Consider the following 11987-nt stretch of genomic DNA (forward strand, 5'->3'; position numbering starts at 1 on the left):
AACTGTAGAGGGCAAGTCAGGAGTAAAGAGCTTACAGCAAATAGATGCTCCAAGAACATACCCACTTTACACAAGCTATGTATTGCTCAATTCAATCAAGCGATCACCTTTGTCAATTGAGATAAATTAAGCGATATCTTCGATGGGCTGCGCCTACGCACCTTATCCCAATCCCTCAACATCAGCACTTTCCCCTTCCGACTCAACAGGCTCAAACTTAACTTTGTTGTATAAATCTTGTAGGGAAATCTCAAAGGGTACGGTTACAAGTGCGATCGCTTCATCTTCTTCATCATATTCACGAAGCGTCCATTGCTTTTTTCCAGTTTTAGAAAATTGATCTACATGAATCTTTGTTTGGTCAATTAATAGATATTCTTGAAAAGTAGAAATAGTTCGGTAAGCCTGAAATTTATCCTCACGATCATAGCCTTTGGTCGATTTTGATAAAACCTCAACAATAATCTGTGGATTCAGAATTACATCCTTCCGGTTGTTAAAGAACTCTGGTTCACCTGCCAGAATCATCACATCTGGATAGGTATAGGTAAGCTTTTGGGGTATCCACAGACGAACATCACCCATGAAAACCCGGTAGTTCTGCTTTTTAAAAGCAAAATTTAACTCAGTACTTAAGTTGAGTGCTATTTGATTATGATTTACTGTTCCACCCGCCATAGGAATTATTTGCCCATCAATGTATTCACTTTTGTAGTCAGCAGCTTCTTCTAGCTCTAAATATTCCTCTGGGGTATAGTATCGCTGTTTTGTTATTTGCATAATTTTATCAGGTAGCAATGTTTAACGATACGGAGTGTCTAGTGACCCATATTTAATCAATAGTTTAACGTGGTTAGATAGAGATGTTATGTACTTTGTAAAAATTGCGCGTAGGCGCAGCCCGCCGTAGGCATCGCTATCTCAATTCACAAAGATTGCTAGCTTCTTTTCCTATTGATAACCGGCTGCTTGTAACATAAATAATTTGGCATAACGTCCTCCTAGCTGCAATAATTCTTCGTGAGTTCCCTGTTCTATAACTTCGCCGTTTTCTATTACTAGAATTTTGTCAGCCATGCGTACTGTTGAGAAGCGATGGGAAATCAAAAGTACCATTTGATTTTGAGTAATAGCGCGAAAATGATTGAAAATCTCAAACTCAGCTTGGGCATCTATTGCTGATGTTGGTTCATCTAATACCAAGATATCTGCTTGCGATCGCATAAAAGCACGAGACAAGGCAATTTTCTGCCACTGTCCCCCAGAAAGTTCCTGTCCTCCCTTAAACCAACGACCAAGTTGAGTCTGGAAGTTTTGGGGTAATTGGTCAATAAAAGATTGCGCCATACCTTTTTCAGCAGCAGTTTCCCAACGGGTTTTATTTTCAAGATGTTCTACATCGCCCACACCAATATTCTCCCCGACAGTAAACTGGTAGCGGACAAAGTTCTGAAAAATCACACCAATGCGACGACGCAGCACATCTACATCCCATTCCTGCAAGTCCAAGCCATCTAAGAAAATTCGCCCAGAGTCGGGGGTGTAGAGTCGGGTAAGTAGTTTAATTAAGGTTGTCTTACCAGAACCGTTTTCACCGACAATTGCCAGCTTCTCTCTGGGTTTCAAATGCAGCGAAATGTTTGTCAACGCTGGCTTAGAACTTCCTGGGTAAGTAAATGATACGTTCTCAAAACGAATACCATCTTGAGGATTTAAACCAATGGTTGCGTTTCCCCAAGACTTTGGTACTTTCTCTTCCAGGAAATCGTAGAGATTTGATAAATATAGGTTATCTTCATACATCCCTCCAATAGAAGTAAGGGCATTGGAAAAAGTAGATTGTCCTTGGCGAAACACGGTGAGATACATTGTCATATCTCCCAAGGAAATTTTACCTCGCACTGTTTCCAGCACAATCCAAGCATAAGCTAGGTAAAAAGCACCAGTACTAACTAAACCCAGGAGATATCCCCACACTCCTCGCCGGAGAGTCAAATCACGGTCTTCGCCATAGAGTTGCTCAAATAGGTTGCGATAACGTCCCAGCAACATCTCTCCCAACTGGTAGAGTTTGACTTCTGTGACAAAATCTTCTCTTGCTAGCAAATTTTCTAAGTAATGCTGTTGACGAGTTTCTGCTGCACGCCAACTAAACAAGCGAAAGCCTTCCCCAGCAAACTTGGTTTCGGCAATAAATACAGGTATGGCAGCCAAAACCAGCATTAGCACCGCCCAAACTGAGAAATTTACTAGCAAAATACCGTAGGTGAACAGAGAAAGGGCATTTTGCACTAACCCAAAAGTGCGGTTTACTAAGGAAAGGGGACGAACTGATGCTTCTCGTCGCGCATTGGTCAATTTGTCATAAAATTCCGAATCTTCAAACTGCCTGAGATCAAGTGTCAGCGCCTTTTCTAAGATGAGTACATTCACTCGCTGACCCAGTAGCGCCCGTAATAACGATTGACAAATAAGGATTCCCCGTTGACCGCCTGCTAGTAAAATTACAGCGATCGCTTCTAATCCTACATAAAATAGGGAAGGATAAATATTGACAAAACCATTATTTTGTGAATTAACTTGAGATGCAACTACCACTGCATCAACAATTAACTTACTGATGTAAGATATCGCCGCCGGTAAAAGACCAGTAACTATTGTTAAACTCGCTAGAAGAATAGTCAGCGATCGGCTAGTAGTCCATACTAAGCTTACAGCCCGTCCACTGTAGCGGAAAACCGTCAGCGATTGCCGTAGGATATTTCTTTTTTTTTAATCTTCATCTTTATTTGCGCGAGATACCCCAGCTTGGGCGGATCTTCCTGACTCTATTAAATCTTTATTAATTTTACATTTTTCTAAGAATGTTCGTTGAAAACCCCGAAGTTAAAGCCTAAAAACTTTTTGGGATTTTTATGTTTCGAGGTAGTCATACCATTTCACACAATAATTCAATTGATACAAATCACTTTTCTTGCCTCCCCTAGCTCCCTGCCCCCTGCCCCCTGCTCCCTTGCCTCTTTCTCAACCCCACAATCTCCTACCAATTTTTCCATTTAATCTTTCATGAGTATCTGCCAACAAAGCTGGAATATCTAACTTTTCTGGACATCTGGGCAAACAGTCACCACATTCTGTACATCGGTTGCCTTTCATGCCAGGGAACCAGTGACCAGCATTTTCAAACATACCGTAACGATACTGTCCATAATCTTTCATATCGTATGCTATTGCAAGATTACGTAACCGCAATACCTCTGGAATATTGATATTTTCTGGACAGGGCAAACAGGCATAACACTGGCTACATTTATCAGTTTTTAAAGCAACTTTTTGTTGATTTTCTAACCTTTGGAAAGCAGAATTTTCTGCTGATGTTAACTTTCCATCATCATCAGCAATTCGTAAAGGTTCCTTTAATTCATCTGGGTTAGCTGGCCCTACACTCAAAGTAGTAATACGGTTCTCATTAAGTAAAAATCTATAACTTAGTTCTAAGGGTGAATACGGATAGCATAGTTCTTTTAGGGTTTGAGATGGGGTATACAACTGTCCTCCCTTGTCGGCAGGGGAAATAATGAAAATACCCATATCCTTTTGGGCAGCTAGCTGAATCGCTGGTGCGTGCCGTTGAAAAAAATAGTAATAATGTAGATTGACAAACTCAAATAAATTTGTATTGATAACTGCCTGAATTAGCTCTAGTGACCCGTGGCTAGAAAAACCAACGTGTCGCACTCGACCATCCGCAACAGCTTCCTCTACGGCTTGCATACAGCCATTTTTGGCTTGCACCCACTCTAAATGTTGCCAGGTGTTCAAGCCATGAACGCCTAAGCAATCTAAATAATCTAGCTGTAATCGTTCTAGAGATTCGTAGATGCACCGACGCATGGTGTCAGCATCTGTTGTGGCTGAGATTTTGGTAGTGATATAAAGCTTCGTTCGGGGTACTGACAACCCAGCTTTTAACGCCCTACCAAGATACTCCTCGCTTTTGCCGTAACCTCTGGCAGTTTCTAGATGATTAATTCCTAACGCTAAGGCTTGTTCAATGGTTTTATGAGCATTTTCAAAATCAGCCAAGTAGCGCATTGTTCCCAGAGAAAAAACCGAGAGTTGCAAATTCGTTTTCCCAAAGCGTCGGTATTGCATCTTTAATAAAGAGTTAGGAGTTAAGAGTTAGGAGTTGAAGGAAGTAATTCATAACTCCTAATTTTTTAGCTTAGGAGTTAAAAGTTGAGGCTAAATCATTCATAATTTCTAACTCATAACTCATAACTCACAACTTTTTTAGCTGTCGTCATTACCAAAGCGCTTGATCAAATCTTCAGGGCGGAGATTGGAAACAAATTCACGGAAGGCTTGCTGTTCGGCTTCATCTGCATCGCGGTCAACAGGAATAGAAGCATCAGCAATTACTTCTTCCATTACCCAAATGGGGGTATTTGTACGGAGGGCAATGGCGATCGCATCGCTAGGACGCGCGTCAATTTCTTTTTTGACTTCGCCTTGCTGAACAATTAAAGCTGCATAAAATGTATCCTTTTGCAAGGAATGAATGATCACCTTTTCCAGAGTCATATTCCAAGTCTCTAGAAGATTCACAATCAGGTCGTGGGTTAAGGGTCTGGGAGGCTTCTGATTCTCCAGCGCACCCATAATTGCCCTAGCCTGCTCCTGACCGATGTAAATTGGCAAAGCCCGCCGATCTGAAGAATCTTTCAAAAGAACGATTGGGCTGCGGGTTATGGCATCTAATGCTATGCCAGCGACTTTCATTTCAATCATTGCCTAAGCCTCTACAATGCTTTGAGAGCCTTGGGTGTTGTGTAACAAATAGTACCCCTTTTTGGGCGGCTTGGTGACAGTAATAAACATAAGCATTCGTTCTCTATAATTGCTTCTATTAAACTCCGAACTTGGGGTGAAAACCAGAGTAAGTCAAATTGGTCTTCTTAGACAATAACCTTCTTAACCAAGTATGCCTCGTGAAAGATGCTAATGTGTTAATATTCCTATAAGAAAAAAGTCAGAAAATATACTTGGATGTCCTAAATTTCTGTGACAATTACCAATTGACTTCCGGCAAAATTAGGCAATAAATAGAGTTAGTTTGACAAAAAAGCCGTGTTTACAGGATTAATCCAGGCATTAGGAACAATAGAACCCTTGGGGGGCGATTCTTGGCAAATTACTTGTGTAAGCCAGTCTGGTGAAGTAATTATGCAAGATTTAGCTTATGGTGACAGTGTTGCTGTAGATGGCGTTTGCCTAACAGTAGAACAAGTTTTAAAAGACGGGTTTATTGCCACGGCTTCGCCGGAAACTCTCCGCCGCACCACGTTAGGAGGTGAGCAAACGCAACAGAGGTATGTCAATTTAGAAGCGTCGCTAAGGGTAGGCAGTAAAGTTGGCGGTCATTTTGTGATGGGCCATGTAGATGGCATCGGTAGATTGCTAGTGGCAGAACAAACAGCTAGTTCTTGGGAAATGACCTTTATTGCATCTGATGCGATCGCACGGTACATTGTCCCCAAAGGTAGCATAACCGTCAATGGCATCAGTCTCACAGTAGCCGCTTATGAGCCAGAACTCTCCCAATTCAAAGTATCGGTAATTCCCCTCACTTATGCCGACACAAATCTTCGCTATTTGGTTGCTGGCAGTTTGGTCAATCTAGAAGGGGATATTCTCGGCAAATACGTCGAAAAACTCCTTTATTCTGGCAACCTACAGACTAAAGCCCATGATTACAATAGTATAGATGGCATTACACCCGCATTCTTAGCAGAACACGGGTATTTGTAATTGGGAATTGGGCATTGGGAATTGGGAATTGGGAATTGGATTTGGGGAAAAGGTTAAAGGGTAAAGGTTAAAGGTTTTTTCTTTCCCTTTTCCCCCGCCCCTTATCCCCAGAGGGGGCCCCACCTTCCCCTTTTCCCTTTAACCGACAAGTATTGCCCCCTGCTCCCTGCTCCCTTGCCTCAGCTACCTGGTTGTTGGCTTACCTGAGCAGTTTGTAAGCCTCTTACTAACTGGCTCAGAGCGCTTTGTAATTCCACGCCTGGGTCAGTAGCAACCCACCCGTTCGGTGTTAGGTGGCGGACTTCAAAGTGCAGGTGAGGCCCTGTGGATGCCCCGGTACTGCCAACTCGCCCGATGACAGTTCCAGGTTGTACCCACTGACCAGGTTGAACCAGGATCTCTGACATGTGACCGTAGAGAGTTTGTTCAGCTGATTTGTGATTCAGGATAACGGTTAAACCATAACCGCCCAACCAATTAGCAGTTTCTACTTGACCAGCTGCTGCTGCCAAAACTGGCGTACCTGTAGGCGCACCTAAGTCTGTACCAGCGTGGAAGCGTTGATTACCTGTGATTGGGTGAACTCGCCAACCAAACAAAGAAGTAATGGGAGCAGGAATAGACAATGGATACATCATTCCCGTACCACTATAGGCGACTACCCCAGTGTAGGGGATTTGCGGCAATACTGATGCTAGCGAGAAGTCGTAAGCGACGTTGCTAGGACGGGGTGCAATGTTGCCGTCTGCCATTGGTGGCGGTAAAGTCCCGCCACTGGGGGCAATGGGAGTTGCACTCACTGTAGTGGGGCTGAACTCAGCAGGGCTTGGGATAAACCGATTCGGGCGAAATGCGGTTTTGGTAACACTGCTAGAACCACTTTGAGCAGTACGCCATCTGCTGGTGGTGTTGCCAGTAGTTGCAACTTGCCGCACGGGTGGAACTACTGGTAATTGAGCATTTTGACTTCTTCTAAGCCAATTAGGTGCTACTTTACCATTAGAATCAGCTACACTCCTTTGGGGTACTTTGGCGCAAACACCCCCTAATACGCTTTGCCCTGATGGTAAAATGGCTCGGCAACCACTTGAGCGTTCTGTGAGAATTACGGAATTTGGTGCTTGATAAGTAGCTGTAGCACCACTGTCATAACTATTAGGATCGATGTAAGCGTTATTATAATCCTTGGTTTTGCCTGATGTTGCAGTAACAGGGCTGTTAGAGTTATTTGATGGTTGAGCAACTTCTGGAAGTTTTTCAGGTAAAGAGCGGGCGGGAGTATTAGGTTTTTCTTGTCTCACCCTTACAGGTGTAACCTTGGAGGCTTCTACCTGGGGTTTTTGTCTGATAATAACAACAGGTTCAGCAACTTCGATTTTGGGCGTAGACTGTCTAACTGGTTCTTTGGATTGAGCAATCTCTGGCTGACGTAATCTTTGTTTGAGTCTGGCTCGTCTTTGGGAAAATTCCGGTTGCGCTTGAACGGGTTCCGGCGTAACAGCCTGTGTTTTTACTGGATTTGTAACTGCTGAAGGCTTGGAAGTTTCAACAGTGGGAACGATATTATCTATTTGTGTTTCCGTTTGGGCAAACACAAAGCCGCCGCTAAGGAGGCTAACGCTACTCAGCCAGCAGAGGCTCTGGGCTGGTAGCGTTGAGGCAAAACGTTTTTTTGTTAGACCTTGCTGCCATAAGTAATGCAAACGATGATGGGCAGAATTATTGCGCTGCGTCATTTGTTCTCTCAGTTGTGTGTAATTAGCCTAAAGAGATGATGCTAGTGGTTTGTCTTGCCCAAAGAGCGAAATTTTGAACAAACCTCAAATTTAAACGGAAGATTTATGGTACCCCAAACTGATTGTACCGGGTTGAATATAAATTTCCGGTGTAATTAGTTCCTTTGGATGATGTATTTGTAAATAAACTCGTAAATTTCCTTGAGGTGTCACTCCAACTACAGTACCTAAAAGATTATTGACATACACCTGATCGCCCATATTTGTAAGCAGGTCAATATAGCGAGGCAAGAGTATGCTTACTCCTTCTTGGCAAAGGCACTCCATACCGGATTCTATTCCCAGCAAGACGGTAGAGGTGAGCATTTCTAGACAAGAAATTGGTCTGAAATCTTGCAAAGCTTGCCACGATTCCAGGTTGATTCCAGTTTCGGGTACTGGATTTGCCCAGTTAATACCAACACCAATAACTGCTTGGGTAATTTGTCCTTTGTTTACTTTTGTTTCTGTCAAAATGCCGCCTAGTTTGCGACCATTGAGAACTAAATCATTGGGCCATTTTATTCCAACATCTATACCGCGCTGACGCAATTGAGACGCAATTCCCCAAGCTGTAGCAAAAGTTAGTTGGTAGCTGTCAGTAGCCTCTATTTTGTGGTCAAAAGAAATCGCCACGGAAACATATAATCCCCCTATTGGAGAAATCCACTCGCGTCCCCATTGTCCACGTCCAGCAGTCTGTTGAGTTGCAATTACTGCTGTTCCTGAAATAGCCCCTTGGTTAACTAAGTCCCAAAGGGTTTGATTTGTTGAGGAGACGCTTTCAAAAAAATGAAGGGAAAATGGTAAATATGTATTACACTTTTGCCCTGCTTTCAAGGCTGATTCCAAGTTTTGCAGATTAAATCCCACAGCAGTTAACCCAAATTCCGTTGTTCAAGTTAGCATTGATTGGCTGATGAGTGATTTCTCTTTAGGTTTGGTTGAAGATGCACACTTGGCACTGGCGCAATTCGGAAGGACTGCCTTATCTAACTTGTAGTATTCTGGAACATTGGCATCACGGCTTCTTTACCCAGCAGTTTTGGCCGCGATCGCCACAAGTTATTACAGAAGTATTGCAACCAGAGGCATCAGTCTATCGCTTAAAGCAGGTTCATGGCAATACTGTTCTCACCCCCCAAGAAGTTGAAAGCTTCTTAAGCTCTGCTGAGGAAGATTTAGCATCGGCGGATGGTTTAATCAGCGAACAGCCAAGACAAGCGGTTTGGGTCGCTAGTGCAGATTGTACACCCGTGCTAATTGGGGATGTGAAAACTGGACAGGTGGCAGCATTACACGCAGGCTGGCGGGGGACTGCTAAGAAGATTGTGCCCCTAGCGATCGCTCGATTACAATCTCAAGGCAGCAAACTCGATGATTTACGCATTGCATTGGGCCCGGCGATCGCTGGTGAGGTTTACCAAGTCTCTATCGAAGTGGCTGCCGAAATCGGGGCTAGTATCATACCAGATGATGACGAACAAAAAATTATAACTGCATTACATGAGTTACCCAATTCACCTTTGCTAGAAGACCCTAATCCAGGTAAGGTAAGGCTGGATGTGCGGCGAGTGAATACCTTACAACTGGAAAATATGGGGATTAGTGCAGAACAAATTGCGATCGCACCTTATTGTACTTTCCAAACTCCAGAGCATTTCTTTTCTTATCGTCGGGAGAAAGAGAAAAAAGTACAGTGGTCAGGAATTGTTAGCGGTAAAACGATTCACTAGTCTATATTCTCATTACAGGATAGTTAGGATGTTCAGGATTTGGGAGAAGTCGCTGATTTCTACAATCCACCAGTAAATCCAGCGTTTCTAGAACCGTCTGTCCAATCAGAACTATATTGCCTGTAACTAATGTAGCTTCGGTAGTTTCGCGTCCTGCCAATTCAATAATTACAGGTTCAGTTACGCCTATAGATTCTTCACTACCATTGGCGTATTGAGCAATTTGCTTTCCTCGAATTCTCAAACCAAGTTGCAGGGCAATAGACATGGGTAGTACAGTACGTACTGCCCCAGTGTCTACTAATGCTTCTGTTTCATACACCCGCAGCATATTTGGATTGAGCATTCCTCGACTGACAAGCGCTTCATCAATGGCATTCGTGAGCTTGACTTTAACTCGAACTGCACCCAGATGTTGATTGGTAGCAAAATTAGCACGATTCAGATTTATCATCATCTGTAGAATTTTTTCCAGAGTTTGAAGCTTGGAGAATGGAAAATATTTTTCCTAAGTCTTAACAGAGTTTGTATAAGTAAGTTAATTACTCTTCACCATTTCAAGGGTTAATATTCCTTTTGGTTTATTAACGACCAACTGCATAATGTCCAGCCACAACGAACCTATTATCGTATCAGGAATGTCATCTCCAACATGGACAGGAATTATAACTTCAGTTCCATCAATAATAAGTTTGCCTTCATAGATATCGAATCGTGCTTCCCCTCGTGCTGTCCGCATTTCAATCTGTGCAGTCATCAATGACCACTCCAATACTTCCAAATCTTGAGTATTGATAGCTAACCACCCATCTGTAAACCCAGTATCGAGTAAAGCTTCAACAGAAAATTTGTCATTATTAGCAGCAACAAGCTGAATTTCAAATAATAGTTCGCCATTATCCCCAAACGAACCTGAAATCATAACCTGCCGCAGGTTCCTGTATCGTTGAGTCGGAATATAGTAAGTTTTACTTCGTTAGTATTGCCATAAGCATCATGAATTTTTTGCATTATCCCCAATAGTGTTGGGTCAATGAGATACTCTTCTGTTTCAGGGTCGATAGCAATATGCCAGTTATAATGCGTTTCGATCAAAGTTGGACGTAAGCGCTCGAAAACAGCACGACACCGCACAGCAAGAGCATCACGCTGTTCCTGACGATGGCTTACTTCTTCAGATGCTAAGGTTGATGCTGGTAAAATGCGAGTGCGTCGTGGCTGGGATATCTGTGTCATATCATTCCCTGTTCATCTGTAAACAAAAACTTAACTCAAAGCTTCACTCAATAACTCACAGTGCAGTAAAGCACCATCCACCAAAGATTGGATTTTCTCTGATGATAAAGGATCGCCATTGGCGTAATGTTCCATCCAAGTCAAGCTAATCAAATTGGGGTCATCTGGTAAACTCGTTAAATCCCACCCAGGCATTTCTAAATCTTCCATGAGACGATTTACCTTGGGGTCATAACTGAGAGCAAAGCAGCGACAACCTTCAGCAGATGCCATAATCAAGCTGTGTAGGCGCATCCCAATCGCCATTTCCACGCCGCGAAACACACCTTTCAAAAGTTGCGGATCTGACAAACATAAAATCTTGCTAACATCTTTAAGATGTGGTTGAATAGCTTCGGCAATACTTAAATCTTCACTTTTTTGAAACGGTAGTAATAGAATAAATGCCTGCGTAGCTTTTTGAAAGTCAACCAAAGCACGAGTTAAGTTTGCTAGGCGTGTTTCTGTAAGTTGGGGATGCGATCGCAATGTTACTGCAACTCTCGGCGCAGGTAAATCCCAAAGTCCCGGTACTGGTTTAGATTCCAACGCCCAAACCGGATCGGGAGCTAAAATACAAGGGATTTGCCAATCAGATAATAAAGCAGCACTGGCGCGATCGCGGACACTAACTTTGGTACAATTATCAAAAGTTTGCCGTGCTAACCAACGAGTTTGCGGACGCACTAACGGGCCAATCCCCTGCGCCCAAGCAACAGTTTTCAAACCCATTTTCTGCGCCAATGCCATCAGTCCGCCATAATAAAATGGGCTGATAGTACTGGTAATATCTTGAATAAGACTTCCACCGCCCCAAATTAAGGCATCACTTGAACGTAAAGCTTGCAGTACAGGTAAGGGAGCCATGCGATCGCAAGTTTCTACATTATAGCGATCGCGCGTTTCCTGTGGATTCCCCGAAAGTACCACAGGCGTTACATGAGATGGTAACATTTGCAGAAGCGTTGCCAACAAAGCTTCGTCACCACCATTACCTTTACCGTAATACCCAGACAATAATGCCCGCATTTTGACCATTTTGGATTTTGGATTTTGGATTTTGGATTAATAGCTATTGTTAAATGAATCTCTGTCCCCGATACAGATGGTAAACTCATTCCCAAATTCTATTTTGAATAGTACAGAAGATAGTTAGAACTCTCTCAGAACTCGGAAGTTGAGCCTTTGAACTCGGAAGTTGAGCTTTTGAACTCGGACGTTGAGCCTTTGAACTCGGAAGTTGAGCTTCTGAACTCGGAAGTTGAGCTTCTGAACTCGGAAGTTGAGCTTCTGAACTCGGACGTTGAGCCTTTGAACTCGGAAGTTGAGCCTTTGAACTCGGAAGTTGAGCCTTTGAACTCGGAAGTTGAGCTTCTGAACTCGGAAGTTG

General features: G+C 43.1%; 13 protein-coding genes. 2 read left to right on the forward strand and 11 right to left on the reverse strand.

Annotation, left to right across the window (positions count from 1 at the left end; genetic code table 11):
- Positions 1-162: 162 nt before the first annotated feature.
- The 4 genes from RMZ41_RS28460 to RMZ41_RS28475 all read right to left on the reverse strand — a co-directional run bounded on the left by RMZ41_RS28460 (position 163) and on the right by RMZ41_RS28475 (position 4791).
- Complete coding sequence (locus tag RMZ41_RS28460) at positions 163-780, reverse strand: Uma2 family endonuclease (RefSeq protein ID WP_322641594.1); 618 nt, start codon at positions 778-780, stop codon at positions 163-165.
- Between the two features lie 171 nt (positions 781-951).
- The gene (locus RMZ41_RS28465) at positions 952-2760 is read right to left on the reverse strand and encodes an ABC transporter ATP-binding protein (protein ID WP_322641614.1); all 1809 of its coding nucleotides are present in this window, start codon (positions 2758-2760) and stop codon (positions 952-954) included.
- Positions 2761-3024: 264 nt separating this feature from the next.
- Entirely contained in the window at positions 3025-4155 is a 1131-nt protein-coding gene (locus RMZ41_RS28470; RefSeq protein WP_322641595.1) for an aldo/keto reductase, read from the reverse strand.
- Positions 4156-4293: 138 nt separating this feature from the next.
- Positions 4294-4791 carry a bifunctional nuclease family protein gene (locus RMZ41_RS28475; RefSeq protein ID WP_109012110.1) on the reverse strand — a complete coding sequence of 166 codons (498 nt, stop codon included), beginning with the start codon at positions 4789-4791 and terminating at the stop codon, positions 4294-4296.
- Positions 4792-5130: 339 nt separating this feature from the next.
- Between RMZ41_RS28475 and RMZ41_RS28480 the strand changes: the two genes are divergently transcribed.
- The gene (locus tag RMZ41_RS28480; RefSeq protein WP_322641596.1) at positions 5131-5811 is read left to right on the forward strand and encodes a riboflavin synthase; all 681 of its coding nucleotides are present in this window, start codon (positions 5131-5133) and stop codon (positions 5809-5811) included.
- A 179-nt stretch (positions 5812-5990) separates the two neighbouring features.
- Here RMZ41_RS28480 and RMZ41_RS28485 read toward each other — a convergent pair whose 3' ends face one another.
- Both RMZ41_RS28485 and RMZ41_RS28490 read right to left on the reverse strand, forming a co-directional pair.
- Entirely contained in the window at positions 5991-7547 is a 1557-nt protein-coding gene (locus RMZ41_RS28485; RefSeq protein ID WP_322641597.1) for a M23 family metallopeptidase, read from the reverse strand.
- Positions 7548-7637: 90 nt separating this feature from the next.
- Entirely contained in the window at positions 7638-8459 is an 822-nt protein-coding gene (locus tag RMZ41_RS28490; RefSeq protein ID WP_322641598.1) for a biotin--[acetyl-CoA-carboxylase] ligase, read from the reverse strand.
- Between the two features lie 77 nt (positions 8460-8536).
- On the opposite strand from RMZ41_RS28490, the gene pgeF reads away from it, so the two are divergent.
- Entirely contained in the window at positions 8537-9322 is a 786-nt protein-coding gene (gene pgeF, locus RMZ41_RS28495) for a peptidoglycan editing factor PgeF (protein WP_322641599.1), read from the forward strand.
- A gap of 1 nt (position 9323) precedes the next feature.
- On the opposite strand, the gene RMZ41_RS28500 is transcribed toward pgeF, so the two are convergent.
- The 5 genes from RMZ41_RS28500 to RMZ41_RS28520 form a co-directional block, all read right to left on the reverse strand.
- On the reverse strand, positions 9324-9779 hold the full coding sequence (locus RMZ41_RS28500; protein ID WP_322641600.1) for a retroviral-like aspartic protease family protein: 456 nt from the start codon (positions 9777-9779) through the stop codon (positions 9324-9326).
- Between the two features lie 81 nt (positions 9780-9860).
- Positions 9861-10244, reverse strand: coding sequence for an aspartyl protease (locus RMZ41_RS28505; protein ID WP_322641601.1), 384 nt, complete (start codon positions 10242-10244; stop codon positions 9861-9863).
- Positions 10241-10558: a hypothetical protein gene (locus tag RMZ41_RS28510; protein ID WP_322641602.1), complete on the reverse strand. Its 318-nt coding sequence runs from the start codon at positions 10556-10558 to the stop codon at positions 10241-10243. The genes RMZ41_RS28505 and RMZ41_RS28510 overlap by 4 nt, the downstream gene beginning before the upstream one ends.
- A 30-nt stretch (positions 10559-10588) precedes the next feature.
- Positions 10589-11626, reverse strand: coding sequence for a polysaccharide pyruvyl transferase CsaB (gene csaB / locus RMZ41_RS28515; RefSeq protein WP_322641603.1), 1038 nt, complete (start codon positions 11624-11626; stop codon positions 10589-10591).
- A gap of 85 nt (positions 11627-11711) precedes the next feature.
- Positions 11712-11987, reverse strand: a 276-nt coding sequence (locus RMZ41_RS28520) for a hypothetical protein (RefSeq protein WP_409876123.1), incomplete at its 5' end; no start/stop codon positions are given.

Source organism: Nostoc sp. DedVER02 (assembly GCF_034530675.2).
GTDB lineage: Bacteria > Cyanobacteriota > Cyanobacteriia > Cyanobacteriales > Nostocaceae > Nostoc.

Coding starts and splice junctions, on each gene's coding strand:
- RMZ41_RS28500 (WP_322641600.1), bottom strand. CDS start 9,779: ATGATGATAAATCTGAATCGTGCTAATTTTGCTACCAATCAACATCTG.
- pgeF (WP_322641599.1), top strand. CDS start 8,537: ATGCACACTTGGCACTGGCGCAATTCGGAAGGACTGCCTTATCTAACT.
- RMZ41_RS28505 (WP_322641601.1), bottom strand. CDS start 10,244: ATGATTTCAGGTTCGTTTGGGGATAATGGCGAACTATTATTTGAAATT.
- RMZ41_RS28510 (WP_322641602.1), bottom strand. CDS start 10,558: ATGACACAGATATCCCAGCCACGACGCACTCGCATTTTACCAGCATCA.
- RMZ41_RS28475 (WP_109012110.1), bottom strand. CDS start 4,791: ATGATTGAAATGAAAGTCGCTGGCATAGCATTAGATGCCATAACCCGC.
- RMZ41_RS28485 (WP_322641597.1), bottom strand. CDS start 7,547: ATGACGCAGCGCAATAATTCTGCCCATCATCGTTTGCATTACTTATGG.
- RMZ41_RS28460 (WP_322641594.1), bottom strand. CDS start 780: ATGCAAATAACAAAACAGCGATACTATACCCCAGAGGAATATTTAGAG.
- csaB (WP_322641603.1), bottom strand. CDS start 11,626: ATGCGGGCATTATTGTCTGGGTATTACGGTAAAGGTAATGGTGGTGAC.
- RMZ41_RS28470 (WP_322641595.1), bottom strand. CDS start 4,155: ATGCAATACCGACGCTTTGGGAAAACGAATTTGCAACTCTCGGTTTTT.